General features: G+C 49.2%; 29 protein-coding genes, 1 tRNA gene and 1 pseudogene. 9 read left to right on the top strand and 22 right to left on the bottom strand.

The features are described 5' to 3' along the window. Window positions 1-328: 328 nt before the first annotated feature. From AC27K1_RS11975 to AC27K1_RS11990, 4 genes are all read right to left on the bottom strand, one after another. Window positions 329-2,524 (bottom strand): ricin-type beta-trefoil lectin domain protein, encoded by a 2,196-nt coding sequence (locus AC27K1_RS11975; protein WP_487150836.1) that lies wholly within the window; start codon window positions 2,522-2,524, stop codon window positions 329-331. Between the two features lie 203 nt (window positions 2,525-2,727). After that, on the bottom strand, window positions 2,728-3,138 hold the full coding sequence (locus AC27K1_RS11980; protein ID WP_487150837.1) for a hypothetical protein: 411 nt from the start codon (window positions 3,136-3,138) through the stop codon (window positions 2,728-2,730). A 3-nt stretch (window positions 3,139-3,141) separates the two neighbouring features. After that, entirely contained in the window at window positions 3,142-3,582 is a 441-nt protein-coding gene (locus AC27K1_RS11985) for a DNA polymerase III subunit chi (protein WP_487150838.1), read from the bottom strand. An 82-nt stretch (window positions 3,583-3,664) separates the two neighbouring features. Beyond that, window positions 3,665-5,248: a leucyl aminopeptidase gene (locus AC27K1_RS11990; protein WP_487150839.1), complete on the bottom strand. Its 1,584-nt coding sequence runs from the start codon at window positions 5,246-5,248 to the stop codon at window positions 3,665-3,667. Between the two features lie 193 nt (window positions 5,249-5,441). Here AC27K1_RS11990 and lptF point away from each other — a divergent pair, with 193 nt between their 5' ends. Both lptF and lptG read left to right on the top strand, forming a co-directional pair. Continuing rightward, on the top strand, window positions 5,442-6,536 hold the full coding sequence (gene lptF, locus AC27K1_RS11995) for an LPS export ABC transporter permease LptF (protein ID WP_487150841.1): 1,095 nt from the start codon (window positions 5,442-5,444) through the stop codon (window positions 6,534-6,536). A 5-nt stretch (window positions 6,537-6,541) separates the two neighbouring features. Next, the gene (gene lptG, locus AC27K1_RS12000; RefSeq protein ID WP_487150843.1) at window positions 6,542-7,600 is read left to right on the top strand and encodes an LPS export ABC transporter permease LptG; all 1,059 of its coding nucleotides are present in this window, start codon (window positions 6,542-6,544) and stop codon (window positions 7,598-7,600) included. 54 nt (window positions 7,601-7,654) lie between these two features. On the opposite strand, the gene AC27K1_RS12005 is transcribed toward lptG, so the two are convergent. From AC27K1_RS12005 to AC27K1_RS12015, 3 genes are all read right to left on the bottom strand, one after another. After that, window positions 7,655-8,137 (bottom strand): RDD family protein, encoded by a 483-nt coding sequence (locus tag AC27K1_RS12005; RefSeq protein WP_487150844.1) that lies wholly within the window; start codon window positions 8,135-8,137, stop codon window positions 7,655-7,657. 110 nt (window positions 8,138-8,247) lie between these two features. Next, window positions 8,248-8,634, bottom strand: a complete 387-nt coding sequence (locus AC27K1_RS12010) for a hypothetical protein (RefSeq protein WP_487150846.1) — start codon at window positions 8,632-8,634, stop codon at window positions 8,248-8,250. 261 nt (window positions 8,635-8,895) lie between these two features. Beyond that, window positions 8,896-10,113 carry a protein kinase family protein gene (locus AC27K1_RS12015; protein ID WP_487150848.1) on the bottom strand — a complete coding sequence of 406 codons (1,218 nt, stop codon included), beginning with the start codon at window positions 10,111-10,113 and terminating at the stop codon, window positions 8,896-8,898. A gap of 343 nt (window positions 10,114-10,456) precedes the next feature. Between AC27K1_RS12015 and AC27K1_RS12020 the strand changes: the two genes are divergently transcribed. From AC27K1_RS12020 to can, 5 genes are all read left to right on the top strand, one after another. Beyond that, window positions 10,457-10,729 (top strand): ComEA family DNA-binding protein, encoded by a 273-nt coding sequence (locus AC27K1_RS12020; protein ID WP_487150850.1) that lies wholly within the window; start codon window positions 10,457-10,459, stop codon window positions 10,727-10,729. Window positions 10,730-10,749: 20 nt separating this feature from the next. Further along, the gene (locus AC27K1_RS12025; protein WP_487150851.1) at window positions 10,750-11,583 is read left to right on the top strand and encodes a hypothetical protein; all 834 of its coding nucleotides are present in this window, start codon (window positions 10,750-10,752) and stop codon (window positions 11,581-11,583) included. A gap of 189 nt (window positions 11,584-11,772) precedes the next feature. Next, window positions 11,773-11,940 carry a rubredoxin gene (locus AC27K1_RS12030; protein WP_395179361.1) on the top strand — a complete coding sequence of 56 codons (168 nt, stop codon included), beginning with the start codon at window positions 11,773-11,775 and terminating at the stop codon, window positions 11,938-11,940. A 39-nt stretch (window positions 11,941-11,979) separates the two neighbouring features. Beyond that, window positions 11,980-13,122: an NAD(P)/FAD-dependent oxidoreductase gene (locus tag AC27K1_RS12035; RefSeq protein WP_487150853.1), complete on the top strand. Its 1,143-nt coding sequence runs from the start codon at window positions 11,980-11,982 to the stop codon at window positions 13,120-13,122. Between the two features lie 142 nt (window positions 13,123-13,264). After that, a complete protein-coding gene (can, locus tag AC27K1_RS12040; RefSeq protein WP_487150855.1) occupies window positions 13,265-13,966 on the top strand; it encodes a carbonate dehydratase in 702 nt (233 codons plus the stop codon). Window positions 13,967-14,169: 203 nt separating this feature from the next. Here can and AC27K1_RS12045 read toward each other — a convergent pair. Both AC27K1_RS12045 and AC27K1_RS12050 read right to left on the bottom strand, forming a co-directional pair. Continuing rightward, window positions 14,170-14,241: pseudogene (locus AC27K1_RS12045) on the bottom strand (cyanase); the annotation flags it as partial. A 100-nt stretch (window positions 14,242-14,341) separates the two neighbouring features. Continuing rightward, window positions 14,342-14,590 (bottom strand): nuclear transport factor 2 family protein, encoded by a 249-nt coding sequence (locus AC27K1_RS12050; RefSeq protein ID WP_487150856.1) that lies wholly within the window; start codon window positions 14,588-14,590, stop codon window positions 14,342-14,344. On the opposite strand from AC27K1_RS12050, the gene AC27K1_RS12055 reads away from it, so the two are divergent. After that, window positions 14,580-14,780 carry a hypothetical protein gene (locus AC27K1_RS12055; RefSeq protein WP_487150858.1) on the top strand — a complete coding sequence of 67 codons (201 nt, stop codon included), beginning with the start codon at window positions 14,580-14,582 and terminating at the stop codon, window positions 14,778-14,780. The genes AC27K1_RS12050 and AC27K1_RS12055 overlap by 11 nt on opposite strands. A 121-nt stretch (window positions 14,781-14,901) precedes the next feature. Here AC27K1_RS12055 and AC27K1_RS12060 read toward each other — a convergent pair whose 3' ends face one another. The 12 genes from AC27K1_RS12060 to AC27K1_RS12115 form a co-directional block, all read right to left on the bottom strand. Then, on the bottom strand, window positions 14,902-15,357 hold the full coding sequence (locus AC27K1_RS12060) for a GNAT family N-acetyltransferase (RefSeq protein WP_487150859.1): 456 nt from the start codon (window positions 15,355-15,357) through the stop codon (window positions 14,902-14,904). Window positions 15,358-15,443: 86 nt separating this feature from the next. Beyond that, window positions 15,444-15,830: a VOC family protein gene (locus tag AC27K1_RS12065; protein ID WP_487150861.1), complete on the bottom strand. Its 387-nt coding sequence runs from the start codon at window positions 15,828-15,830 to the stop codon at window positions 15,444-15,446. Window positions 15,831-16,000: 170 nt separating this feature from the next. Then, on the bottom strand, window positions 16,001-16,480 hold the full coding sequence (locus AC27K1_RS12070; RefSeq protein ID WP_487150863.1) for an acyl-CoA thioesterase: 480 nt from the start codon (window positions 16,478-16,480) through the stop codon (window positions 16,001-16,003). 227 nt (window positions 16,481-16,707) lie between these two features. Beyond that, window positions 16,708-17,613 (bottom strand): homocysteine S-methyltransferase family protein, encoded by a 906-nt coding sequence (locus tag AC27K1_RS12075; protein WP_487150864.1) that lies wholly within the window; start codon window positions 17,611-17,613, stop codon window positions 16,708-16,710. A 179-nt stretch (window positions 17,614-17,792) separates the two neighbouring features. Next, a complete protein-coding gene (locus AC27K1_RS12080; RefSeq protein ID WP_487150865.1) occupies window positions 17,793-18,167 on the bottom strand; it encodes an MmcQ/YjbR family DNA-binding protein in 375 nt (124 codons plus the stop codon). Between the two features lie 38 nt (window positions 18,168-18,205). Then, complete coding sequence (locus AC27K1_RS12085; protein WP_487150867.1) at window positions 18,206-18,877, bottom strand: hypothetical protein; 672 nt, start codon at window positions 18,875-18,877, stop codon at window positions 18,206-18,208. A gap of 151 nt (window positions 18,878-19,028) precedes the next feature. Next, window positions 19,029-19,736, bottom strand: a complete 708-nt coding sequence (locus AC27K1_RS12090) for a class I SAM-dependent methyltransferase (RefSeq protein ID WP_487150868.1) — start codon at window positions 19,734-19,736, stop codon at window positions 19,029-19,031. Between the two features lie 102 nt (window positions 19,737-19,838). Next, window positions 19,839-20,639, bottom strand: coding sequence for a nucleotidyltransferase domain-containing protein (locus tag AC27K1_RS12095; RefSeq protein ID WP_487150869.1), 801 nt, complete (start codon window positions 20,637-20,639; stop codon window positions 19,839-19,841). A 175-nt stretch (window positions 20,640-20,814) separates the two neighbouring features. Beyond that, a complete protein-coding gene (locus tag AC27K1_RS12100) occupies window positions 20,815-21,234 on the bottom strand; it encodes an OsmC family protein (RefSeq protein WP_487150871.1) in 420 nt (139 codons plus the stop codon). A gap of 49 nt (window positions 21,235-21,283) precedes the next feature. After that, on the bottom strand, window positions 21,284-22,858 hold the full coding sequence (locus tag AC27K1_RS12105; RefSeq protein WP_487150872.1) for a hypothetical protein: 1,575 nt from the start codon (window positions 22,856-22,858) through the stop codon (window positions 21,284-21,286). Window positions 22,859-22,861: 3 nt separating this feature from the next. Then, entirely contained in the window at window positions 22,862-23,941 is a 1,080-nt protein-coding gene (locus tag AC27K1_RS12110) for a hypothetical protein (RefSeq protein WP_487150874.1), read from the bottom strand. 113 nt (window positions 23,942-24,054) lie between these two features. Next, complete coding sequence (locus tag AC27K1_RS12115) at window positions 24,055-24,672, bottom strand: M48 family metalloprotease (RefSeq protein WP_487150875.1); 618 nt, start codon at window positions 24,670-24,672, stop codon at window positions 24,055-24,057. Between the two features lie 570 nt (window positions 24,673-25,242). Between AC27K1_RS12115 and AC27K1_RS12120 the strand changes: the two genes are divergently transcribed. Beyond that, window positions 25,243-25,596: a CZB domain-containing protein gene (locus AC27K1_RS12120; protein ID WP_487150877.1), complete on the top strand. Its 354-nt coding sequence runs from the start codon at window positions 25,243-25,245 to the stop codon at window positions 25,594-25,596. 215 nt (window positions 25,597-25,811) lie between these two features. Here AC27K1_RS12120 and AC27K1_RS12125 read toward each other — a convergent pair. Continuing rightward, window positions 25,812-25,898, bottom strand: a tRNA-Leu gene (locus AC27K1_RS12125). Between the last annotated feature and the right edge of the window lie 15 nt (window positions 25,899-25,913).

Raw genomic sequence — 25,913 nt, forward strand, 5'->3', positions numbered from 1 at the left:
GAAGAAAAATGGTAGCTTGCATAAGAGATGTTTAGAGAATAAAGGTAAATAACTGCGGGATGGCGTATGAAACTGCATTCAATATATCCTGGTTACAAGGCCATGTATCATTGATTTATTATGAGTTGTGTACGGATAAGGTAGCAGCTGATGTCATATGTGTTGTTGAACAATACCTTGGTTTGCGGTTATCCCTTAGATAACGAGGGTTGCGTGTAGCTGTTGTCTGAATTCTCAAAAAGTGTTTCACCAATAAATGAATGAGTCTTGATATAAATTACGAGTCTGGGGGCAATAAAACACAGTCTTTATTTCTTGAAGTTGTGATTTAAAGCGGTTCTATGTTTAACAGGTTGTTGAGATCTTTGGGGGCGTAGTGATAATGCCAACGCGTTGCTAAAGTATGATCCCGGCTGCCTTTCAGTTTATGGTTTTCAGTGGCAATGACCGCTGCACCATTCCCGTTGATAAGCTGGTTGCTATGCCATTCCCAATGGTGGTTGCGGGCAATTTTGCAAGGTTTCAGCATGATGGTTAGATTGTCTTCAAGAGTGAGGCACATATTGCGGTTGATAGCGCTTTTGATCTGCTGACTGCCTGTAAATAACCATTGCTGGTTTTGTCGCTTGTTGCATTTGTAAAGATTGACGGATGATGTTGAGCCCAGGGTGCTTTCTTGAAGGTTTAAACAAAGGTTTTTTTTGGCAAGTTGCACTGTGACAGCAGCTTGATCATGGAAGTTAAGTCTGCCCCAGTCGATCGTTAATTGTTGCCCGAATGAGTAGGTACTCCCGCGTTGGCTCCAGCTTGCATAACGCTGATAGAAAAAACCATAGGTGATCCTGCCTCCCAGTGCGACAGGTGTAATGGAGTGGATAAACTCAAATTGAGAAGGTGAATTTTGGTCCGCATCCGCTCGAAATGTGGCAGAAAAACCCGGCGTGAAGTGTGCATATGCAGCAGGTGAAAAGGCTACATCATCAAAAAACCAGTCTTTACACCAGAGTGGACAGGTGTTGTGGGTCCTCCATTCCTTAGCGTAATGGTCAAACTGACGATCCCATATCCAGACCGCTTTATCGCCATTCCCTGTTGTTGATTGGTTAATGACTGCATATTCATCGGTTCGGTAATTAACAGCGCTTGTGCTTGAGTAAGCAAACATGCCAGCAGGTAGCGTTTCTGGAATGACTGTATCAATAAACCGGAAATGTTTGCTGCTAATGCCTCTTCTTTGTTCAACAGACGCATTGCTATCACCAGGATCTGAATCACTCTCGCTGTAATCAACACTATCTAAAGCCAAGCTATAAGAGTTCTCAGTTGCTGTGCTGTAGGTGTTCTCTGAGGCCGTGCTGTAGGTGTTCTCTGTGGCCGTGCTGTAGGTGTTCTCTGTTGCTGTGCTGTGTTCGCTCTCAGCTAGGTCATCGACATCATCAGGGGTATCCGGAAGGTGTGAAAAACCTGAAACACCAACTGTAATCTTGTTGAGTATCGACACTCTGGAATGCTGGGGGGTGTTTCCCGGCATCGCATTATACAAGCGAACGTCGGGATCAAGACTGTGAATAGAGGCAGCATAGCTGTTGGCAATCGGGCCATACCAGGTTATGCGGTTGGTCCAACTTTCAAACCAGGTGTGTTTATGACGTGGTTGATTGACAAGATGCCATCCACCCCCTCCATTGGCTTCGGGATTGACGGTGATGCGTAAGTATTTGGCGTCAAGCGTGTCCGGCGTATTGGTTTCGACGGAATGAATCAGATCGACAGTGTAGAATAAGGAGAGACTTGCCTGACCATTGCAGGGATCCAGTTGCCCTCCTGTCCATTTATCATCGAAGTAGTCACTTTTCACAAACTGATTGCCAACCAGACAGGAAAAGCCAATATGGCGCATTTCCACAGGAATCGAAACTTCAGGGCGCCAATTCGCGATTGATGCTCTGTCGCGTGATGAACGGTATTGGGATGATTGCCATGACGTCAGCAGGTTTGTGGTTTCATGGACTATTGTTGAGATGTCTTGCTCTCTCTGGCTGATTGAATGGGCTTTGGTATGATCAGGATTCTCGGCGAGAATAATTTGTTTATATTCAGGCGTATGGTTGACCGGCTTACGAATCATAAGAATGTGTGAGGCAAGTCCGATTCCTGTCAGCCTGGTGCTCAATGCTTGAACCGCATGGGTGTTTAGCTCTGTACCATCAAGAATGATCGTTGCCTTGTTGGCCAGTAAGTCTTGAATGGTATTCAGGTCGTTAGTTTGAAGGTGCTCGGCAGCATTGATATAGACGACGGGAGGATTCGTTTTTTGTGATAGGTCCGTTTTATTGAGGGTCTGGATCAGTTGTGTGCCATAACGACTGGGGAGACCAATGATAAAGATTGATTCATTAGTTTCTGGTGCGGCACTCAATGAAAGACTAAGGACGGGTAATGGTGCCAATAAGAGTGAGATAAAACGCTTCTTCGCAGAAGGTAAAATCAATGGCTCATGCAAGGTTTTGCATTGTGTGGCCATACAATATCCTGTTTTCCAGCACTTGAATCAATATGTGTTTTTGTCGCGAAAAAAGTAGATGAATGTTGAGTCTGGTGATGGGTGAAACTTATAAGGTGTATTAATTCAGAGATGAGTGGTACTAAGTTGTTGGTTATTACTGATTGATGATATGTGGTTGTGTGTCGTTCGAGATCAACCACTTGTTCTAGTGTTATGGATGTTTAGTGGTCGATCTTTTCGATGAGCGTTTTTAGCTTTTCCCTGAGTCGACGACTTAATGCCGCCTCCATCTGAACCAGTTGTTCATCAATGATTTCCTGGATCAGTATTTCACCAGACTGTTGCAATTGCTCTTTGATAAGAACAAGGTCTCGCGGTTGTGGGATTGTGTCGTTTGTTTGTGGGTTTTCAGACTGAATATCCACTTGATCCATCAGTAATGGAATATCTTCACCTTCCAGCGTGTCGTTATCCATGGCAACTTCAAAGAGTATGGGTATGTCTTCCTCGAACCCTGCGTCAGCAGTCTCATCGTGAGAGGGATAAAGACCTGTACCGAGGAAGTCTTTCAGCGTTTCCAGCTCTCCCAGAAGGTTGGCAGTATTCTTTCCTGACGGGCTGTCTGCTGACATGGCTCAGTGCCTGTTTCTCAGATCACGGGTATTCGGTGGGAAACCCAGTTCCCGGTATTCACGGTAGTGCTCGCGGGTGGTTGCCAGCACCTCGGGAGACTGTATCACAATCTCGCTGATGCGGCTGAACCGGGTGCATTGTTCGGGTATGGCTTTCGCCAGGTTGATCAGTACATCGCTATGTTGTTCCAGTGACCCGGTCTGCCAGTCGATAGTGACCGGCGTATCTTTCAGGCTGTCGCCACCTTGGAGGCGATGGGGAATGAAACTGTCTTCCCGGAATTGCCAGAGCAGTTGATCCAGTCGTTGGGCTTCTTCCTGACTGTCTGCATGGATATGGATTCGGTGTCCCTTGTGCCAGGCTTTTTCTACTAGGCGGCAGGCAAACTGGTGACGGTCATCAGGCTGGTTGCCCGGAAGAATGTAGAAGTCAACGTGTGACATGAAAACAGGCCAGTGTGGTACAGAGCATCAATAGTACACGGGTAAGGGTAACAGGCACAGGGGTGCCTGTTACCGGTCAGCATTACTTCTTACGAGGCGCTGCCTTTTTCGCGGGAGCTTTTTTTGCCGCAGGCTTTTTGGCTGCGGTTTTCGGGGCCGCGGCGGGTTTGGTTGCGCCATCACGTTCAATCTGGTCCAGCAGGTACTGGATCAGCAGGGGAACGGGGCGACCAGTAGCGCCTTTCTCCTTACCACTCTTCCAGGCAGTGCCGGCAATATCCAGATGCGCCCAGGCAAATTCTTTGGCGTAGCGAGCCAGGAAGCAGCCGGCGGTGATGGTGCCAGCTGCACGACCGCCGATGTTGGCCATGTCGGCAAAATTGCTGTCGAGCAGCTGGTCGTAGCTTTCATCCATCGGCATGCGCCAGGCCGGATCTTCTGCCGTACGGCTCGCCGCAATCAGTTGCTCGGCCAGTTCATCATTGTTACTGAGCAGGCCGCTCATGTGGTTGCCCAGGGCGATGATGCAGGCACCGGTCAGGGTGGCGATATCCACAACGGCGCGAGGCTTGAAGCGTTCGGCGTAGGTCAGTGCATCGCAGAGAACCAATCGGCCTTCGGCGTCAGTGTTCAGGATTTCGATGGTCTGGCCGGACATGGAGGTGACGATGTCGCCGGGCTTGCTGGCGTGGCCGGAGGGCATGTTCTCAGCGCTGGCAATCATGCCCACCACGTTGATCGGCAGCTTCAGGGTAACGATAGTGTGCATGGCACCCAGAACAGATGCAGCGCCGCACATATCGAACTTCATCTCATCCATGCACTCGCCGGGCTTGAGGCTGATGCCGCCGGTATCAAAGGTAATGCCCTTACCCAGCAGGACGACCGGTTGATCACCGCGCTTGCCACCCTTGTACTCCATGGTGATCAGTTTGCCTTCCTCGGCAGAGCCCTTGGAAACGGACAGGAAGGAACCCATGCCCAATTTTTCCATTTCCTTTTCGCCCAGCACCTTGGTGGTGAGTTTGGTGTGCTTGCGGGCGAGTTCTTCGGCTTCTTTGGCCAGGTAGCTGGGCGTGCATTCGTTGCCGGGCAGGTTGCCCAGGTCGCGCGCCTGGTTCATACCGTAGCCAATCGCGCGACCGGTAGCTGCAGCGGTCTCCAGCTCAGGCAGTCCCTTGCGGGCGGTGAGCTGCAGAGTCACTTTGTCCAGTGAAACGGCTTTGTCGTCTTTCTTGCGCTTGAACTGTTCAAAGCGGTAGCTGGAATGCTCCAGCACCTGGCTCAGCAGGCTGGCTGCCCAGGTCGGTGAGCGGTCTTCCGGTTCCAGGCCGTCCAGGCTGATCACGGCGTTGCTGACTGACGCACTGTTAACCGCGCCGACAATACCGGCAATCACTTTAGTGGCAGTTTTTGCAGTCAGTGCATCCTTGCCAGTTGCCGCGAGGATCACCCGTTCTGCCTGAATGCCCTGGATGCTCGGAATCAGGAGTGTCTGCCCGGGCTTCTGCTTCAGGTCGCCACGCTTGAGCAGGTCGCCCAGCAGACCACCGGCGGCTTTGTCGACAGCGGTGAAGGCGGCATTCTGCTGGGTTTCGCCGGCCAGAATCACCAGACACTGGGTGCGTTGCTTGTCAGCAGCGCCATTCTTCACTGAAATTTCCATAATCACTCCGAGACAAACACGGTTGTTTTAGCGATAATGCGCGGTTTCTTGCCGATGTGAACGGGTTCTGTAACCGGCGGTAAGCAGCGTCTCCTGGAAACTGTCGGAGCCGTTGCTGGGTTATGGGGAGTTTACGTCATATCAGTGCGTTATATACAGTCCTGCGACAACTGAACAGTATCGGGATTCAGCCTTGATCGTATTTCGCTATCTTGCCAAAGAACTTCTTCATAGCTGGCTGGCTATCAGCGGCATATTGCTGCTGATTATTGTCAGCGGGCGCTTTATCAAATACCTCGAACAGGCGGCGGTCGGTGAAATCAAGGCCGAGTTCCTGTTCGCCATCATGGGGTACCGGATGCCGGGCTTCCTGGAGATGATCATGCCGCTGGCGTTGTTCATCGCCATTCTGCTGGCCTATGGTCGACTCTATGTGGACAGCGAGATGACCGTGCTGGAAGCCTGCGGGATGAGCCAGAACCGGCTGCTGGGTTACACCATGGCGCCAGCCTTGCTGGTGGCGCTGGTGGTGGGGATCTTCAGTATCTGGCTGACACCGGCCGGTACCGCCCAGGTGGAAAACATCCTGAACCGCCAGGACAGTATGACCGAATTCGATAACCTGACGCCGGGCCGTTTCCAGATGCTCGATGGCGGGGATCGCACGACATACATCGAGGAACTGCTGGATGACAAGTCGGTCATGAGTCATGTCTTCATTGCCCAGCGGTCAGAGAAAGGCGCCGAGCAGGGCATGACACTGTTGCTCGCGGAACAGGGACGCCTGCATCCGGATGAAAAAAGCGGCAAGCGCTACCTGATGCTGTCAGACGGTTATCGCTATGACCTGGTGCCGGGACTGCCCCAGGCGCGCATCATGCAATACGAAACCTACGGCGTGCAGATGCAGGATCGCGATGTCGGCGCCCGTGCCAGCAAGCAGAGTGTACAGCCGACATCCGTTCTGCTCAGTCACGATAACAATGCCAGCAAGGCCGAGTTGCAGTGGCGTATCTCGCTGCCGCTGCTGGCGCCGGTCATTGTATTGATGGCGCTGCCGCTGGCGCGGGTGAATCCGCGGCAGGGACGGTTTATCAAACTGTTGCCGGGCGTTCTGCTTTATCTCCTTTACCTGGCGTTGCTGATATCCGCCCGTGGTGCGGTTGAGGATGGCAACCTGTCGCCGGCCATTGGCGTCTGGGGGGTGCATGCCGTGTTCCTGGCAATCGCGTTGGTGATGTTTTACTGGAACCGGCTGACCCCGTGGTTGTCCGGCAGGGGGCGTTGAGAGTCATGAAGAAGCTGGATCGCTACATTGGGCTGAATGTCCTCGGGGCCATGCTGGTTGTGCTGGTGGTCGTGGTGTTCCTGAACACCCTGTTTGCCTTTCTGGATCAGCTGGGCAGCATGCGGGCCAACTACCAGTTGCCCCAAGTATTGAAATACATGCTGTTGACCACACCGAAGCGGATCTATGAAGTGATTCCGGTGTCCGCCTTGATCGGCTGCCTGGCCGGTCTGGGCAGCATGGCCGGACACAGTGAACTGGTGGTCATGCGTGCCGCCGGTGTTTCACTTAGCCGGATCGGCTGGGCGGTAATGAAACCGGCGCTGGTTATGATCATTGCCGGTATGATGATCGGTGAATATGTCACTCCGGTAGCGGAACAGATGGCGCTGACCCAGCGCAAGATCGAACGCTCCGCCGATGGTCGCTACAGTGACGAAGGCGTATGGCACCGGGAAGGCAATAGTTACATGTTCTTCAATGCAGTACAGCCTAACGGGGTTTTGTACGGCGTAAGTCGTTTTGTGTTTGACGACCAGAATCGCTTGGTGGAAAGCAGCTATGCCGATCGCGCCCTGTACCAGGGAGATCACTGGGTGCTGGAAGAGGTAAAGGATAGCCATTACCAGGGTAATAAGGTGACAACCACAACCCGTCTGACTGAAGACTGGCATACCGAGCTAACGACAACGCTTCTGAAAGTCGTTGTGGTTAAGCCGGATGATCTTTCTATTGAAGGCCTGCTGACTTACGTGGATTATCTGCGTGACCAGGGGCTGGAAAGCGGCGAATATGACCTGGCGTTCTGGAAGAAAGTGCTGCAGCCGTTGTCCATCTTTGTACTGGTATTGATCGGGATGTCGTTTGTATTCGGTCCGCTGCGCTCTGTCAGCATGGGCTTGCGGCTGTTCACCGGTGTGGTGACAGGCGTTGTCTTTATGATTCTGCAGAACCTGATGGGGCCGGCCAGCCTGGTGTTCGGGTTTTCACCGCTGGTGGCGGTCATGCTACCGATCGTGATCTGTTTCGGGATTGGTGTGGTGCTGTTACGGCGGGCGGCTTAACGATGAGCGGTCACGTCCGGGATACCGACGTGACCGTATCCGAAATGAAACAAGTTATTTGAGTCCGTAGAAACCTTTCGGCAGAAGAACGACTTCTGACATCGAATAACGATCCTGCCAGGTTTTACCTTCCTTATCGATCTTCATCCAGAACACACCCGCCAGCGCCAGACCAATGCCCGGAATGGCAATCATGAACCGCAGCAGGCACTGCCATAAAGAAATAGCGCCGCCATCCTTGTTCTGGACGCGAACACGCCAAACCTGCATGCCCAGCGTCTGACCTTTACGGGTCCAGAAATAGGCAAAGAATCCGAAGGTGACAAACACCAGCAGGGAAGCCAGGAAAGGATTAAAGCCGAGGGGCGCATCTTCAGTGCGCAGCAGCCACTTGTTGACCACCGTGTGGTAGATGCCGGTGGTCACCATCATCAGGGCCATGACCAGCAGCGTGTCATAAAACATGGCGGCCAGTCGACGCCACAGTGGTGCGGGAGGCAGGGGAGCCTGGGGTATCTGCTCGTTGGAACTGCTCATACGATCCGTGAATATCTAACCATTTTGGCGGATGAGTTTACGGAAAAGCCCGGCGGGTTCAAGTGATTCCGCTTCAGGTCAACAAGAAAGCATCAAAGGCATGACCGGCGTCACTGGCTGGCCAGCAGGTCGACCCAAGCGAAGTCTGGCACGCCGCAGAGTTCCAGGCCATCGGTTGGGTCCACATGGTCCATGACGTAGTAGACGATCTCTTCCAGACGGTTAAGGGTCTCCAGCAGGAAATCCACAAACGCATCGTCTGCCATTTCACGGCAGCATTCATTCCAGCAGTGGTGCTGAAGTTCGTTACGGCGAAGTTGCAGTTCAGAAATAATCTGGCTGGCATTGCCCCGGAGGGTCAGCAGACCATCCGTACCCGCATGGCGAAAAAAATGGATGTTATTTGCGGACAATACAAATTCCGGTATGGAATGGACCGGATTAATTGTCAGGGATTGAACAGGTGCATTGCCGGGAAATTGCAGGATTACCGCCATAGCCGATCAGTGAGTCTCAAAAGGAATATGCGGCGGCGATATTATGCGAGCCAATGCTAACCGGCAAGCATAAACGACATGATTCCGGGGTACGAAAGTACGCATTGAAAAAGGGAGTGGTCAACATGGCTTTCTACGATTGTCTATCAGGGTACTGAAACATTGCCTGTTGGATCAGTAAGTTCGAGATGTCTTTGCGTCTGCTGTCAGTTGTTGCATTGCCTGCCTCCAGGGGAAATCTATTGTGCAACGGCAATGCATTTATTCATGCTGTAGAATTTGTTCATATTCTCTCAGTTCTTCTTCAAAACTGTACGCGTTGAATTTTCTGTTTTCAGGGGTAGGGTCCATGCAAGTGTTGATGAGTTTTGATATACCCACCAGTACACGGGGGGGATCATTTGGTTGAAAACTTTGCAGTTTGCTGGCATCAGCCTTAAGGGTCCTGATGCTCTTGGTAAAATGATATAAGCGTAACGTGTATGACCCTTGAATTGACGCTAAGTCGAGATGGTCACTGCCACATATTCGTTTTCTACATTCTAATTGTTGGAAGTTGCAGGAATGAAGATTGGTCCATGCAATGTCAATATTTTTGTTTGCAATAAGGGTGTACAGTAGACATCCCAACCCAAAAATATCGCTATGAGGGATATTCGTATCCCCAAAATAAAGTTCTGGAGCCAGGTTCAGGTCAACTTTTGTTAACACCCTGTTTATCTTGAGACCAAAAAAAATAGTCGGCTTGTCACATGGCTGTATTGTACGTTCGGGATTGCAACCATGAATAGGCTTGGTGCGACCAAAGTCGGTAATCAAGGGGATACCCTTGTCACTCAACAGAATATTCTTGCAGAGTAAGTCTCGATGAACATAGCCCTTTGCATGAATATAGGCAGTCGCCGACGCAACCTGCCGAGCGATGGAAATGCACTCAGGCAATGTAAAGGGTTGGTCTGGTTTATTGTATATTTTATGCCAAATGGATGTTGGTTCTTGAGAGAAAAGCATGAAGACCCGCTTTATGGAAATCGCCTTGACCACACCAAAACAAACAGCAATGTTTGGATGATGCATGTCAAACTGTATTAAGCTCTCCTCAAACATGCTGATATACCCTTCATCCTTACCCGTTTCGATCTTATTGCTCATCTGAGTGCCATGATTGACTTTGAAAACCATCTTTTTTTCGAGGGATTTGTCGTCGAGCTTGATGACCCTGATGTCTCCAAATGAGCCTTTTGTGAGCAGGGGGGATTTGGAGTGATTCCATGTGTTACTGACCGCATGCGTCAGATACTTCTGCACCTGGCTGGTTGTCAGCTCTTCGTTTTGGCGGCAGTACATGACGACCTGAACGGATTGTGTGTAGTTGCTTTTGGAGGTGTACATCACATTTTTGATTGACTCATCATGCGTGTGCTGGGGGCTGCTTGAGGCAGAGAGTCTGCTCATAGATGCCACTAAACTGCTGGCCATGGCTTTACACCTCGTACTAACAATGTGCAGATCATCAATCGGAATGCTTTCGATTGCACTAACTGAAAGGTCAGTCATTATTACGTTAAGCCATATTGGTGACTGGACCTGTGTTGAGGATTCGGTGGTAGCCGATCGCACCTTCATTGCCGTTGTGATGCCGAGGTGTGGCAAATAAATGACGCCCGCAGCTGCGGACGTTTTTTTTGGCGCCTTTTTTACGGATTGCTGGCTTCAGAATGAGATAAAAGAGGATTTTTGGGGGGATTTGTGTCTCGGATCCCTGAAATTAGACTAAACCAAAAGGTGTGAGCAGAGGTTAGGCAGTACAAGGAGGTAGCTCATGTCTTTGCAGCGTGTTTCTTCGATTATCGCACTTGTCTTCGCGACAACCATTCTATCTGTTTCTGCGGATGCCGGCCGGGTGAATATCAACACCGCCGATGCTGAGGCCATTGATCGTGCGCTGGTTTTTGTCAGTGCGGATACGGCCAGGGCGATTGTGGCTTTCCGGGAACAGCATGGCCGCTTCACCAGCCTGGATGACCTGACTGAGGTCAAGGGTGTGGGCAAGCGTCTGGTGAAGTACAACCGCAGCCGTATTGCGTTTGACTGACAGGATGTGAGGTAAGCACTATGTCTGGGGTAGTCGGAGTCGGTTTACGGCTGGCCATGGGGGCCGCGTTGACGATAGGCGTCAACCTGGACTCGGGGGGTGGCTTTCAGGACAAGGTGGACCGTGGGGAGCAGGATGCCTATTTCCGCGAAGTCCTGCCCAGCGTGGCAAGCTATGACCCTAATGGCAGTTTCGGGTTTGGCATGGCTGGCGATCTGACATACAACTACTACTCCGTCAGTCTTGAGAATCTCAGCTTTGCCAACCAGGATCTCTCACGTATCCGCTACAAGGTACTGGAGATCCGGGACAGCGCTGGAAATGATGTGGCCGCCATTAAAGACCTGGAAGACCTGGGTGGTTTTTCTTCAGATTTGAAACTGAAAGTGAAAGAAGATGTTGCCCATGAAAACCTCAAGTATGCCCGTTTCCGGCTGACCATGGAGGTTCCGGTCACACTCAAGCGAATCGCTGTGCCGGTCGAGGAAGGAACCCATGCGCTGGGTAAGGTGAATGTCGAGATTGATTCCGTCTCGGATGATAGCTGGACGGAAATCCGCACGGTCAACGGGGAGGAAAATGTGATTGAACACCCGATGACAACGATTTCCTTTTTTCACAACAAATCGCGTCTGGATGATTCCCCCCAGCTCTATGTCATGGGGCTGAATGATCAGGGATATGCCAAAATTTCCGGTACAGGTGAAAGTTCCATGAACGGCGTCAGTAACTATTTCATGACCTTTGAAGGGAGTCTGACACAGATTGAAATCATCGATATTGTCGAAATGGAACTGTTCAGTTACGACATGACCGTAGACCTGAAAACAGGCCGTGTTGTCATAGACCGCTAGCGGCAGTATCCCTCACTCATTCTTTCAACGGCCGCTGCAGTGATGCAGCGGCCGTTCTGCGTCAGGGACATTTTGAATTTTGGGCAGAGCCTAGGCACAATTCACACGGGTTCCATGACCCGGTTTGCGCAAGCCCGGGAACTGGCCCACTCTACCTACAATAAAAAATCGTCAAAGCGGGAGTTCAGTATGAAGAAGTGGCAGTGTGTCGTCTGTGGTCTGGTGTATGACGAAGCTGAAGGCTGGCCGGATGACGGTATTGCACCCGGTACCGCGTGGGAAGATGTCCCGGCCGACTGGTTGTGTCCCGACTGCGGCGTCGGCAAGGACGACTTTGAAATGGTCGAAATCGGCTGATCCCTCCCGGCCATCATTACCCTGAGAACAAGAAGAATCATGCATCCCATTATTATCATTGGTACAGGCCTGGCCGGTTATAACCTGGCGAAAGCATTTCGCAAGCTGGATATTGAGACCCCCCTGGTGATGATCACGGCCGATGACGGCCGCAATTACTCGAAGCCCATGCTCTCCACCGGTTTCAGCAAGGGCAAGTCAGCTGATGAACTGGCGATGGCGGATGCGGACACCATGGCCGCCGAACTCAACGCTACCCTGCTGACCCACACCGAAGTACGGGCGATTGATCCTGATGCCCGTCAATTGACGCTCGATGACCGTATCCTGACCTATGGCAAACTGGTGCTGGCCACAGGCGCCGCGCCAATTCGCCTGGCGTTGGAGGGGGATGCGACAGATGCGGTTTACTCCATCAATGACCTGGCAGACTATGGACGCTTCCGGGATGCTTTACCGGAGAATGCCCATGTGGCCATCATGGGTGCGGGTCTGATTGGTTGTGAATTTGCCAATGATCTCCATGCGGGCGGTTATCGAACCACGGTGATTGCCCCTTCCGGCCAGGTGATGCCGGGCCTGTTGCCGGCCGAGGCGGCAGGCAGTGTGCAGACAGCCCTGGAGACACTGGGCGTCAGTTTCCGGCTTGAATGCGCTGCAACCGGTGTTTTTCAGACTGCGGAAGGGGTTGAGCTTCGCCTTGATAATGGCGACGTAGTATCTGCTGACATTGTTATTTCTGCGGTTGGCCTTCGTCCCCGTACCGCACTGGCACAGGCGGCGGGGCTGTCTGTAGAAAAAGGCATTGTCGTTAACCGGCAACTTCAGACCAGCCATCCGGATATCTTTGCGCTGGGTGATTGTGCCGAAGTAGACGGCCATGTACTGCTGTACGTGATGCCGCTGATGACCAGCGCCAGGGCGCTGGCGAAAACACTGGCCGGGGAGCCGACGGAGGTGACCTATGGCCCAATGCCGGTAACAGTGAAAACGCCTGCCTGCCCGGTGGTGACATCGCCACCGGCTGCCGGACTGCAGGGACAGTGGATCCTTGAACAGCATGAAGGGGGAATCAAGGCGCTGTATCAGGACGGTGACACCCTGCAGGGTTATGCACTGACCGGTGAGGCGGTGAAGGAGAAACTACAGCTCAACCGGATATTGCCGCCGGTGCTGGCCTGACAGCCTGATTGCCTGTAGGGCGGGGCAGGGCAGAGATATTCTTCCCTGTAACGAAAACACCACTGAATTAACAAAATGGAATCGCTTTCTGCCGGGTTTTCCCTATATCCTCGTTGCAGACGATTAGTGAAGGTGGATACACGTGAAAGTACTCAAGCATCTGTTCGACAACAATCAGTCCTGGTCCGAATCCGTGCGCGACAGGGACCCTGAATTTTTTCAGCGTCTGTCCCATCAGCAGGCGCCACGTTATCTCTGGATCGGCTGCTCAGACAGCCGGGTGCCGGCCAATGAGATTGTCGGGCTGATGCCGGGTGAGCTGTTCGTCCACCGTAATGTGGCCAACGTGGTGGTTCACAGTGACCTTAACTGCCTGTCCGTGATTCATTATGCGGTCAATGTCCTGGGTGTGGAGCATATTATTGTCTGCGGGCATTACGGTTGTGGTGGTGTCGAAGCGGCCATTTCCGGTAACCGCCAGGGCATGATTGATAACTGGCTGCGCCATATCCAGGATACAGAGCTGAAGCATCGTGAGGCGCTGGCGCCACTGTCCGGGCAGACCCGTGTGGACAGCATGTGCGAGTTGAATGTCATTGAGCAGGTTGTGCATGTGTGTCAGACCAGTATTGTCCAGGAAGCCTGGGAGAATGGTAAAAAGCTCTCCATCCACAGCTGGATTTATGGCCTGAAAGATGGCCTGCTGCGCGATCTTGGCATGTGCGTCAACGGCAGTGAGGAAATGCAGCAGGCTTATGGTGAGGCTGTTGAACGTGTTTTCCAGCCACATTTCCAGTCTGTGACGGATGAAACCTGTTCCTGTGCTGCTCCCGCAGAAGCCTGATAGTGGCTGGTGCAGGTTGGGGCGTCCCTTTTAGCATTCGACTGCTCGTCCCAGCTTGAACAGGTTTTTATGCAGCAGAACTTTTTCCGATAGCGCAATGTTGACCCGAATATCTTTCGGGTCTGCTTCCCTTTCGATATCCATAAACAATCAATGGCGCTCTTGATGCCGCCACCAGGTTCTTCATGGATTAGCGTCTCTATGGTGCAGCCATAGACATGGATCACTTCGTAGCAGCGATAAATCAGTGAATCGGTGGGTACGATTGTAGGCATGAGACAAGAGTAGTCTCCGACTGTTAAGCAAGGGGTATGTTAGCGGGGAGGCAGAGGTTTAAGTGGTGGGTGATTGAGTGAAGGAATGCAGCGGCAACTATTACCAGCTCATAGCCGGAGGTTGTTCACTGCCGGACCAGTGACAAAGGAACTCACGGAAACGGATGACTTTGCCATCCTTGATTTCGAAGACATGTGCCCAGCGATTCTCAAAGGACTGGTTTGTTATCTTGTCATCACCGGTTTCTTCGCCCGGCACAACCACGGTATTGCCATCATGGATATATTGGTTGACCGAGAATGACCGGAAAGACCCACTGCGAACACCGCAGGCTGTAATGACACTCACCCTTGCTGTCACGAAAGACGACCTTATACAGCAACTGCACCAGGTCGGGCGCAAGCTCACGGAGTGTGAAGTCTGTTGCGGTGTACTGAATATCGCTTTCTTCAGGCAATCAGGCCAGCACTTCAGCCTTTCCAAAGGACTGCCCGGAGCTACCGAATTTCAGAAAGTCGGCAGCGATCAGGGCATTTAACCGCTCCAGCAGACTGCATTCGAGCCGGATCAATGTTTCTTTCATGGTTTGTAACGTGAAGTGGTTCTTTGGGTAAAGGCAGGGTGTCAGTGAGCGTCATCCGTCTTATGAAATTGGGAAGTTAGTCTGAGAGGTTGCAGACTAACCGCAGCATGTCTTTATGTTGAATCCCGTTTTCGAAGATTGGTTCATCGTAATGGTCAATGAAAAAGTTTTTGACGATGGAGTCGACACGAAAGCCTTGCCGCTGGTAGAAGGCCAGCTGATAACCGAATGTGCCTGTTCCCAGCTCCACGGTTGCTAACTGCTTCTCTTTCAGGTGGGACAGCGTGAACGTCAGAAGTCGTGTACCAATGCCGCGGGCCTGCATGGTTGGATCAACGGCTATGTTAAAAATCTCGGCCCTACCCGGCTTTATTTCGCTGGTGATGCAGACGCCCACGATGCTCTCCTGATCAAGGGCAACAAAACACCAGGCATCTTTCAGGTATTGATTAATGCATTGTTCCGATGGGTCTGCTTCAAGGAGTAAATGCATCGGTGCAAGGTCAGGAGATATTTCTTCAAACGTTAACATGTCAGATGTGAAACCCGGATTTTGGAGGCTTTCTGAAAGAGATGCTGTTGTCATGTCTGATCAGCTGAATGGATAGGCTAACGTAGCTATCGGTTGAGGTACGTTGAAACCTCGATGAGATTACCGTCAGGGTCTCGAAAGTAGACGGAATCAATGGCGCCCAGTGCGCCTGTGCGCTGAACCGGCCCTTCGATGATATCAATCTGGTTTCGCTTAAGTTGTTCCACAACCTGATCCAAAGGCGTGTCGACGATAAGGCAGATATCCGCACTGCCGGGCATCACCTGCTGAGCCTTGGGTTCGAATTCGTGGTGGTGTTGATGCAGATTGATTTTCTGCTCGCCAAACACCAGGGCAAACCAGTTGTCGCCAAAAACGACTTTCTCCATACCCAGTACGGATTCATAAAAGGCAACTGTCTTTTCGATATTCGCCACCGTAAGGACTAAGTGATCTACCCGCAGTGCTTTCATCGAAATCTCTGGTATCTATGCGGGTGTCCCGTTGACTGCTGTTGTATAAATGCCATGGCACATTCCTGCAGGGACACATCCAGAACCATAAAAAAGCCTTACTCCTAAATTCGATCACTATTGTTTACTGCATCCATGATGTAGTCCGGACGCCAGGACAAATTAACACCTCAATGGCCAGCGTTTTTTGCCTCAAGCCTTTGGGTGACGGTGTCCATCACCTTTTCCGGAGGGATTACTCCGGACTTGCTCAGTACACAGCCAAATGATGTGCCTTCAGCCATGACTTTGCCGTTGACCAGAAAGGTGTGAATCATGTGAAAGCTTTTTTCATCCCAGCCGGTGATTTGCATCGTGACTTCATACTTCTGAAACGGATTCAGCGGTTTCTTATATTTCATGGTGTGTTCAGAAACGACGGGAATCCAGCCTTCCTGGTACATGGTTTTCGCCAACCCTGTTCGGATAAACATATCAACCCGGGAGAGATCGCAGATAGTCAGATAGCGCCCGTTATTCATGTGCATGTTGATATCCAGATCATTGGGTAACACGCGCATTACAAGGGCGTTTTCGGGGTTGACGATGGGGAGCCGTGACTTGAAGAACGACGCTAACAGCAAATAGATCATTCTAAAAATCAAACTCATTTTCCACTCCAAATGATGTTGTTATTCGATGCTGGTGGTTCGCTACCATGCGTTGATCAATAGACGACGGTGAATGTTATTCGGTCTGACGGTGTACGTCACGGATGTTATTAAAGTTCTTCTTTCTGGAAGAGAAGCACTGTTGAGACCGTCACTTCCCTTGATCTTTAAAGATGTTGAAGATGAAAATGGAAATATTAAGTTTTTGTCGTTTAGTGAAAACAGCATTACCTGCCATTGTTTACCAGGTATTCAAGGTGTTCATTCCCTGTGCCACAGCAGCCACCTAATACTTTGACGCCATAGTCGTGATTCAGCTGCAGCATTAAATTTCCCCAGGCTTCCACACGTTCGGACTTCAGGTCTGCTGAGCCATCCAGTTCGGCGTGATCCAGCGAAGAGGCATTGCCCTGCACCCCCAATAATCGTTGAAAGACTGAAGCCGGTTGCGTGGCGGGGTTAAGGAAAGCAGGGTAGGAGCAATTCACAAAATAGCCAAGTGGCGGTGTTGTGGCCTGTGAGTCAATGGTGTCAAAGGCATCGGCAAGCGTGTTGCCGTCCAGCACAGTGCCATCCCGTCCGATGACGAAGCTGATGATATAAGGCTTGTCTGTTGCGGCCATAGCGTTGGCAATCCCCAGGGCTTCTTTAACACTGGGGATTGTGACAGCAATGAGGAAATCCAACGCGTCTGTGGCCAGCTGTTCGATTTGCCAGATGTGAAAACGGGTAGCTTCAGTGGCTGACAAACCTTCATCCGGCCGGTAGCAGTCATTCCTGCAACCGATGGTGCCGCCGGTTTTTATCGTGTCAGTGTCGTTTGCTTGCTGTTTCAGTGAATGCAGAAAATCGACTGCATCTTGATTGATGGTGGTGCTGATACCAGATTGTTCAACTCTGTCCCGGTTCGTTCGCCAGGTGGGAGTCAACAGTAGGAGGGGCGTGTCTGCCTGTCGGGCTATGTGAATGTAGTCATTGTAGATTTTCGACAGTGCTTTTCTTCCGGGTTCATCATAAATCAGGTGGGCATGAACGATATGGTCGTCCAGGGCAATATCGTCCCTGCGCCGAAGCCTTTCAACAATGGCGGCTTCAGACAGAATGAAGTCATAACGGTCGAGGAAATCCTGCATTGGTACTCCGGACGATAGGTAAACAAAGCTAAAAAATGCTGTTGTGACTCAGCGTTTCACTATAGCTGTGAGCTATCAGCCTGTCTGGCAATGATTCGTCGACACCTGTGAGTAATGGTGACGGTATTGGCTGGCAAGTAAAGAAGGGGAATAAAAGAAAGAGGAGAGAGGAATTGTTGTTAGTTTTGAATAACCGGGTCTAATCCCAGCTCTTTCTGCTTGCGTTTGCTTAAACCCGACGCAACCAGCTTGTGTGATGATTCGAGGTAATACTGCAACGCTTCATCCGTTTCCGGGGTGCTGTCGTAATGCTGTATCCACTTCATACCGCGGGAGGCAAAGTAAGGCGCGGGCCGGTAACCGGGGTGTTCACTGAGGAAGTGGTAATTCAGTTCCGTGGTCTTGAAAATATAGGCGGGGTTTCCATCACGCCCGAGACCACCAATCGCGAAAACTTTCCCGCCCACCTTCCAGACATGGGAATTGTTCCACTGCATGACATAGGTGGTTGCAGGGAGTGACTGACAAAAGGCATTGAATTCATCGTAGGTCATGCAAAAGACCCTCTGCCTCAGCAAGAGTGTTGAAGTGATTACTCACTGATGTTGATTGATAAATTGACCGGAAGTTCCATAAGTTCGAAGAGCATGCGAGACCCCGAGCGCGCTAATAAAGCTACTTTAAAATAGCCATCAATGGGGAATTGAACGACACCACTCCCGCCATGCGATATCGGCAAAACTCGTTTATCTAACAAGATGAATTGTAAAAATGCACCCGTTTTCAAGCCGTCCAGGGGAAGCGAGAGAGAAGCGTTCTCCTGGAATAAATCAATCGCATCACCGGCCAGGTCCCCATTGGGCTCTACAAGGTCAAGTGCGCTTTCCATATAGCCGATTAAGCTGGCAATCTGATGGCTTTCCTCGCTGGACAGGCTCATATCAATATAGGAAGACAGATAGATTTTCTTCCCATTATTGGCGTATAGAAAATCAATAAACGCCCCTTCGTCAGGGTAGGTAATGGAGATATTCTTATTCCAGCTTGCTACCTTGTTTTCAGGCTCTTTGACAGACGTGTGCTGTACGATGAAGTAACCAGCCAGCGCCGCGATACAGATGCTCCAGACCAACCACATGAATAACGTAAGGTGCTTCCGGGTGCCTGACGGTAATTTGATTTTATTGAATAAAAGAAGAAATACGCCCAGCGCGACGCCGCCAATCCCCGCAATGCCGCCTAATGTTCCTAATAGTTGCTCCATGGAGTGCCTTTTATTGTTTTTTTATGATGCGGAAAAGGCTCGAAAAATGGCCGATTCAGTCATGACTCGGCCATTGTACATGGGTTTGGCAGGTAGGGTTGCGCACGCTTCAGGGATATTGCTGTCCACTAAAGCGTGGGGCGATTCAACGTCATTCCCCGCGTAACTTTTCACACCGGACAAACAAAAAGTTGGGATTGTGTTTCAGGTGGTTATAGGTTTCTTCCGATATCGCTTTGGCGGCTTCGGAAACGGTGCCTTCTGTCAGCCTGGAGATCACTAACCCGGCAGCGGTGATCGCGTTGCAGATATCCGTCAGAGACCGGCGATAAAAGTTGACGGTGACCGGCGTACCCACCGTGTTCCACTCTTCCTGAACCCGCTCCGTCGCAAAGTAGTTACCGGAGGCCGAACACTCAAAATCGGCAAACGGATGGTGTGTGGAAAACACCATATAACCCCCGGGCTTTAACACCCGGCGCACGTCGTTAAAGACGACACGCAAATCTTCGAGGTAATGCAACACCAGTGGGCAGACGATGACATCGGCACTGTTCGCGGCTTCCTGCGGTAAGCCTGCCGCGATGTCCTGAACATAGGCCGTGACCTTGTCGCCAAACTTTCGTTTGACGATGGACACCATGTCGCTGGAGACATCCAGACACGTCACGCTGCGTGCCGACTGTTCGAGGAAATACCCGGCATAAATGCCTGAGCCACAGCCCATATCGATGACATCCTGGCCTTGCACATCATCCAGCAATGCCTGGAGGGAGGGGCGCTCCAGGCAGGCGTTGTAGATATTGTTTCTTACCACCGAATCATACGTTTCAGCATGCTTCGTATACATCTCGGACATTATCGGACCTCGAAAACAGCGCAGGCGCGAACCTGCCCGGGGAAATGGGGTATGGGGCTTCGCGTCAGTGTCGCCCCACGGAATGAATGTGTCAGACGGCCGTTACGCGGTGCTGGTGGTGCGCAGGGCGTCCAGGTAGTTCATGGCCAATGCCTGCGCGTCTGTGCAGGGCTGAACCTGTGACTCACGCAGCGAGAGATACAGCCTTGCGGCATTCTCGGTGGCATTCAGCAACGCGTCTTTATCCGGGGTGGCGACCGTTGTTTTCAGTGCCTCGGCGAAGGCCGGTAACAGCTGCTCGATTTTACGCACGCCACGGGCTTCATAACCCGCCTGCTGCAATGCCAGGGAACCCAATACCTGGCTTCTCAGAAAACTGAGAAATTCCAGGGTTTCAAAATATTCGCCACGGGCAATCTTGGTGCCGGCATAGTGCATCCACACCCAGAACCGGTCTTCCACCCACTGGGGATCAAGCCCGGGGTAGGCGCCCTTGCCCTGGCTTAATGCCTGTTCCAGTCGTGCGTCCCTGGCCCACAGGATGACCGGCTCATCGACCCGGTTAGTGGCGTCGCCGACGCGGACAAACTTGAAATCGACATGAAGCGGTTCCGGGCCATAGAGGGTAATCATCACCCTTGGCTCACCGACATGCTCCCCGGTAAATCCCGCGACCATATCGCCCAGGCCGGCAACGATGGACAGGCGGTCGGGCATGATGGCGTCGAACGCGTCGGGTTCAACGGCAATCACCAGGTCCAGGTCACTGTAGGGATCCAGCGAATTGTCGGCATAGGAACCGGACGCCGCGATGCCGACAATCCTGGGGTCTTCAGCCAGTATCGGGAGGGCTTTTTCAATAAACGCCTTGTGAAGCGCGGGGAGTGAGCTTGGAAATGGCATGTTTAACGATCTAACTCTTACGCGTTAAGTTCACCATCGAAGTGATGATGTCTGTAAGAATTTCAAACAGCATGACAGGATACACGCGACGTCCGGCGCCTAAACAGTCGTATCCATGCGTATAGGGGGAGGCGAGGCCTTGCCCGGGGGCAACACCTCGAAAGGCGAATGTCGCTTAAGCCGCGGTTTCACCGTCACCGTCGATGACTTCAACCGAATGCGTGATCCTGATAGCGGGCTGCAATATTAAACACACGTGGCAGTATTTGGTGATGGCGTTGCGGGCTGCGATATCAACGTCTGACGCCGTAATCCCCTGACCCTTGACCGTAAAGTGCAGGTTGGCGGACTCATACAGCCTCGGCTCACTGTCTGTGAGGGTGTAGGTCACCTGGTTATTCAGGCTTTCCAGGTTTATTCCTTTATCCTGAAAATACAGGGCCACGTCGGTGGCGCTGCAGGAACCCAGTGCGGACAGCAAGAGCTCCGTCGGGCAGGGCGCCTGCGTGTTCTCGGCATCGACCGCAATTGTGAAACCACCGGATGTGGTGACTTTGAATTGGCAATCACCTTGCCAGTCGATATTGATGCTCATATAGGGTCTTCAAAATAAGAATAAGAAAAAATGGGCGGCGTTTAACACCTCAATCAGCTGCCGCCGCAGGCGGTCGGCTGGATTGACTTGTTAAGTTCGCAGTCTCCGGACTATCAGAACTCTTCTTTGGCTCTTTGCTCACAGTTTGATTGGTCTCACTTTTAAATAGGTGAGAGTTTTCAAAGTAGAGATTTGCCAAGCCATATGTTAAGCCGAATACGAGAATTATGCCTAGCCACCAATTAGAGTATCGACTCACTTGATCATTCAGATATTTTCTGTTTGTTGATATAACAGGGTCAATGCACTGGTCAATTTCATCTTGCATTAATACCTTACTGTAATTTAGTTGAAGTATTTTCTTTACGGTGATTGATGCACTCTCAAATTGTTCAAGGACTTGTTTTGTTGTCATTTCTCGCCAAATTATAGATATAAGGCAGAGAATAAGGACGATAGCTAAGTAAACATCTGAGAAAATACTTTTTGCACCGGTGTCTTTCAATCCATTAACGACGACTACAGTCAGAAAAAATGTTATGAAGACAAATATACTGTTTTTAAATGATCCCAGGATTTCATCTGCCATTGTGTATGTTCTTGATGAGGACTCTATGACAAACTCACCGATTTTATTCTTTATTTCTAAATAGCTTTGTATGTTTTCCTTTAAGTAAATTTGATAGTTTGACTGTATTGCTTGCCATACTTCATGGTCAATTTTAATTTTGTTACTATCATCCAGGTGGATTGAAAGAACGTTTCTAACCAGTCCTATTTTATCCGAACTGTTCCCACCTTCATATGACCATGAGTATATTTTATAAAGAATATCAGATGTATTCCTATCGTAATTTGCTTCGGTTACTTTTTCAGATATTGATTTGTACCCTGAAACCTTATATGAAAAGGAACCATCTTTTTCAAATAATGACGAGTTGGATAAAAGTACAGTTGAAAGAATAGATGAAATATTCGTAAAAATACTATTGATAACCTTATTTTCCGAATTCTCCAGCAAATAAAAATCATCTGGAAGTAACTTCAATGAAAAGTTTGAAGTTGTTACATTATCGAATAATAACGATAGTTTCTTTTCTCGATCGAATGATGAAGTTTTTATTTTGTGAGGGTTGTGTGCTGCATTAGCTTCGATAAACCTAATTGAGTCTGATCCAAAATTTTTAATTTTTGAGAAAACTTCAAAAATTAATGTGTGGTCAAAATAATGGGATATTGCATTAATCAAACTCAAAGGAGACATTTTATTTAGGTATTCAGAAAAAGCATCTATGAAATAAACTGATATGGTTTTGTCGCTTAGATGCTTTTTTACACGAAGCTCGATTTCACATTCAGAGTCTGCGTCAAAATCGTTGATATGTTCGTCTATTTTTTTATAGCAATCATTTGAACTGTTTGTTATTGATTCATGTGTCCCTTCTATCTCTACAAGAAGTTCAAAGGAATCTCTTTTGGCAAGAGTTTTCAGTTCATCAAAAAGCTTAGGAAAGAAAGATGAAATAGGGATACTAGGCTTTATTGTTACATTTAAATAATCTAGTGTCTCATCGATAGAGCTATTTTGTAATTGATTTGAGTGATCTAAATAATCAAGTAACATGGCTTATGCCCTATCTTTAGGCTTAAATCTTTCATAGCCTTCCGGAGAGTTGATAACAACCAGTTTTTTACCATCATAAGTTTCTTCAGACCATATTTTATCTTCAAGATTCTCTATACCATCATCATAACTTATCGTAATTTCTTTGCTTAAGCGTATGCTTGATCTCTTGTATGGCACTTCTGATGGAACTAATGTAAATGATGAATCAAATTTTTTCTTTTTAGGTAGTTCTCTAAGCTTTGGCAAATCCTTTTGTAATTTCTCTTTTAATGCAGGGTTCTCGGGTTCGTAATTTTGGAAAGTATTTGAAATGAAATCATCAAATTTCATCGTACCCTGCTGCTTGAAAGCGGAAATAGTAGCATTTCTAAGTATGGTGTAATCTGATGGATAATCTTTTCTCAATCTGTTTAGGTATTTAATTACTTCACTTGACGCAGTTTTAGTGTTTAGAGAATCACCTCTTATTTCTTTTAGTTCGAGAAAATCTTTCCACCAATACACAGAAGGCTTTTTGTTTTTATCAAATACAAACACTTCAATAGGAATGCCATCTGCATCAAAAGTAGTTTTACATGCCTTATATACTTTGTCAGCAATTGCAAGACCAATTCTCGTTTTGAAATCTGTCTCGTCTAAAAATGTTTGATGTTCAATTTTTACACCCAAGTAAGATATACATTCATCTTCTCTGTATAAAAACTGAAGAAAGCTTCCTTTCTTGACGTGACCAGTTCCTTTTTTTGATAAATGACCGACACGGTTGTCTGTATCAATTTCTTTTTCAAGTAACCTCTTAGCTAAGTTTTCAGCTGTAGAGTTATTGAACAAATTTTGATTTTTGTAAAATGAATTTAGTGATTGATAAAATTCTGTTGTCTCCCTATTGAATTGGTATGCTCTTTTCTGAGTGTCTGCACTTACTTCGACAAGAAGATCAGATAGATAGCCCTCAAGATCATTTTCGTCGTCTGAAAATATTATTTTATTATGGTCTTTGTTTTCTACATCAATATGGTATAGAACACTGCTGATGATCCTTTTGACTTTAATATTGCTTTCCTCTAATAACGCTTCCATTTTGCATCCTTTAGTGAATGTTGATATTGGTATGATGTTTGAGCGAACTTAACGCCCCCATCAAGCGCCGCCGAAGGCGGTCGCTTGGATGGGCTTGTTAGCCGTACAATTGCTCAGTTCCAGCGGTTAAATTCATTGTTGATTTTATTGTATATGGCAGCCAAATCATCTTCAGCGATACCGATGCCACCACCATCTTTCCAACCTTTAACGATAGAACTGATGCGTCGATAAGAGTCCGGGTGTGTGGCTGAAGGCCACATAGAAAACATAAGCCTTTGTGATTGCTCTAAATCAGATGCTTGAGCACCCAGCTTGGCAAGAACATAACCAGAGTAATAATCAGCCTCTACCTCTTTATCCCAAGGATGCTTGATTATTGGGTTTAAGTTGTCGGTATGAGCATAAAAATGATGTCCAAGCTCATGAGCAAAAATTGATAGAGTTACAAATTCATTTCCACTGGTAAATTCCATGTGGCGCATGAAATTTGGATTGTAGATTATAAATCGATCATATCGCAGCAACCCATATGGATATTGTGTGTTATAAATTGGCTTTGAAGCCGCTAATGCATTCTGTACATGAAGAGAAGCATAGAAGCATAAGGGGCCGTTATATCCAGAAGCATTCAAAACTCGTTGAAACTGGTGTTTTGCATACTGACTGGGATTAAAAACTGTCGAAAATAAATCAACTGGTGCCCCAGTCGATGTTGCGATTGAATACACTATGTCTCCTTGTACTGCTAACAGAGGTTTATACGTACCGAGTTCGCATAACGTACTATCTATTTATTAATTGTCTTTTATAAAAAGATATGTTTATCAAAGTGTTAGGTCTGTTTCGGGCTGATTACCCATTTATCAGCTAGTTCGCATTTGCTGATTTTTTATCATGTTCGGTTGACATAATGTTCTCTCAATAAAGTCCAGAAAATATCTTTTTATTCAGGAGGTTATGAAGTGCTCCCATAACTATGCATATGCGAACCCCAGTGCTGTCCAATAGCGCCAGATCCGTGTAAAACAAGAGGGCATCCGGGGCTGTATCATTTGTCAGACACGCTACCGCCCGCCGGCTTAAACACTCTTTACCGGAAAAGCTATTCACTCACTTTGAGCAACTAATGTCGTCTATTTAGACAGGAACGCAGATTATACGGATGTTCCAGCTAATGAAAATGATTTGAATCGTGTTGTTGTCGGCAGATACGCTGTTGTGGCGGTCTCAACGCGTTTTCCCAGCTGCACACTCTTGGCTAAGCTTAAAAAATCACGGGTTAGGGCAAGGATGACACCATGGATATCAAGGATCAGATAGAAAACGGCATCATCGCCCATGGCGTGTGGAAAATGCGCATCCGGCGGGCCATCACCTCCGGCCAGAGCGATTGGACACCGGAGGTGGTGCGTCAGGATAACCAGTGTGAATTCGGCCAGTGGCTTTATGCCCTGGAAGATAAATCGTCACCTTTCTTTGAAGACGTAAAGTCCCTGCATGCGGAATTCCACATAACCTCCGCAGCCGTTCTGGCCATGGCCCTGGCAGGTAACAAGGATAAGGCGATAGAAGCCCTCAATGTCGGGGGCAAGTACGACACCATTTCCCATGCGCTGAGTGAGAAATTGATGGAGTGGAAGCGCAAGGCCTGATGTGGATATCTTTGATACCAGCCCGATATTGTGGTTCAGGCTGATTCCCTCGCTGCTTTTATCAAGCCGTTAAACCGCGCACTAACAGAATCAAGCTACGTCCGGAAGGTAGAATCCAGCGGTTGCCTTAAGGCATTTAACGCATTGCAGGTTGTGCCTGAAAAGCAGGGAAAGGTATGAAATTTCAGGATGAAGTTAAGCGACTGCTTAAAGGGTGGTAGCCGAGGCCGGACTCGAACCGGCACGCTTTTAAAGGCAACGGATTTTGAATCCGTCGTGTCTACCAATTCCACCACTCGGCCATAGTAGATCATCGG

This window comes from Kistimonas ophiarachnellae (assembly GCF_057552235.1).

What these genes read in the sequence shown, in the direction of transcription:
- AC27K1_RS12070 (WP_487150863.1), bottom strand. Translation starts at nt 16,480, where the DNA reads ATGAGTTTGATTTTTAGAATGATCTATTTGCTGTTAGCGTCGTTCTTC.
- AC27K1_RS11985 (WP_487150838.1), bottom strand. Translation starts at nt 3,582, where the DNA reads ATGTCACACGTTGACTTCTACATTCTTCCGGGCAACCAGCCTGATGAC.
- AC27K1_RS12120 (WP_487150877.1), top strand. Translation starts at nt 25,243, where the DNA reads ATGGATATCAAGGATCAGATAGAAAACGGCATCATCGCCCATGGCGTG.
- AC27K1_RS12010 (WP_487150846.1), bottom strand. Translation starts at nt 8,634, where the DNA reads ATGGCGGTAATCCTGCAATTTCCCGGCAATGCACCTGTTCAATCCCTG.
- AC27K1_RS11975 (WP_487150836.1), bottom strand. Translation starts at nt 2,524, where the DNA reads ATGGCCACACAATGCAAAACCTTGCATGAGCCATTGATTTTACCTTCT.
- AC27K1_RS12100 (WP_487150871.1), bottom strand. Translation starts at nt 21,234, where the DNA reads ATGAGCATCAATATCGACTGGCAAGGTGATTGCCAATTCAAAGTCACC.
- AC27K1_RS12065 (WP_487150861.1), bottom strand. Translation starts at nt 15,830, where the DNA reads ATGAAAGCACTGCGGGTAGATCACTTAGTCCTTACGGTGGCGAATATC.
- lptG (WP_487150843.1), top strand. Translation starts at nt 6,542, where the DNA reads ATGAAGAAGCTGGATCGCTACATTGGGCTGAATGTCCTCGGGGCCATG.
- AC27K1_RS12020 (WP_487150850.1), top strand. Translation starts at nt 10,457, where the DNA reads ATGTCTTTGCAGCGTGTTTCTTCGATTATCGCACTTGTCTTCGCGACA.
- AC27K1_RS12055 (WP_487150858.1), top strand. Translation starts at nt 14,580, where the DNA reads ATGACACTCACCCTTGCTGTCACGAAAGACGACCTTATACAGCAACTG.
- AC27K1_RS12030 (WP_395179361.1), top strand. Translation starts at nt 11,773, where the DNA reads ATGAAGAAGTGGCAGTGTGTCGTCTGTGGTCTGGTGTATGACGAAGCT.
- AC27K1_RS12035 (WP_487150853.1), top strand. Translation starts at nt 11,980, where the DNA reads ATGCATCCCATTATTATCATTGGTACAGGCCTGGCCGGTTATAACCTG.
- AC27K1_RS12105 (WP_487150872.1), bottom strand. Translation starts at nt 22,858, where the DNA reads ATGTTACTTGATTATTTAGATCACTCAAATCAATTACAAAATAGCTCT.
- AC27K1_RS12080 (WP_487150865.1), bottom strand. Translation starts at nt 18,167, where the DNA reads ATGACCTACGATGAATTCAATGCCTTTTGTCAGTCACTCCCTGCAACC.
- AC27K1_RS12075 (WP_487150864.1), bottom strand. Translation starts at nt 17,613, where the DNA reads ATGCAGGATTTCCTCGACCGTTATGACTTCATTCTGTCTGAAGCCGCC.
- AC27K1_RS11990 (WP_487150839.1), bottom strand. Translation starts at nt 5,248, where the DNA reads ATGGAAATTTCAGTGAAGAATGGCGCTGCTGACAAGCAACGCACCCAG.
- AC27K1_RS12060 (WP_487150859.1), bottom strand. Translation starts at nt 15,357, where the DNA reads ATGTTAACGTTTGAAGAAATATCTCCTGACCTTGCACCGATGCATTTA.
- AC27K1_RS12110 (WP_487150874.1), bottom strand. Translation starts at nt 23,941, where the DNA reads ATGGAAGCGTTATTAGAGGAAAGCAATATTAAAGTCAAAAGGATCATC.
- AC27K1_RS12090 (WP_487150868.1), bottom strand. Translation starts at nt 19,736, where the DNA reads ATGTCCGAGATGTATACGAAGCATGCTGAAACGTATGATTCGGTGGTA.
- AC27K1_RS12095 (WP_487150869.1), bottom strand. Translation starts at nt 20,639, where the DNA reads ATGCCATTTCCAAGCTCACTCCCCGCGCTTCACAAGGCGTTTATTGAA.
- AC27K1_RS12085 (WP_487150867.1), bottom strand. Translation starts at nt 18,877, where the DNA reads ATGGAGCAACTATTAGGAACATTAGGCGGCATTGCGGGGATTGGCGGC.
- AC27K1_RS12025 (WP_487150851.1), top strand. Translation starts at nt 10,750, where the DNA reads ATGTCTGGGGTAGTCGGAGTCGGTTTACGGCTGGCCATGGGGGCCGCG.
- AC27K1_RS12015 (WP_487150848.1), bottom strand. Translation starts at nt 10,113, where the DNA reads ATGGCCAGCAGTTTAGTGGCATCTATGAGCAGACTCTCTGCCTCAAGC.
- AC27K1_RS12005 (WP_487150844.1), bottom strand. Translation starts at nt 8,137, where the DNA reads ATGAGCAGTTCCAACGAGCAGATACCCCAGGCTCCCCTGCCTCCCGCA.
- AC27K1_RS11980 (WP_487150837.1), bottom strand. Translation starts at nt 3,138, where the DNA reads ATGTCAGCAGACAGCCCGTCAGGAAAGAATACTGCCAACCTTCTGGGA.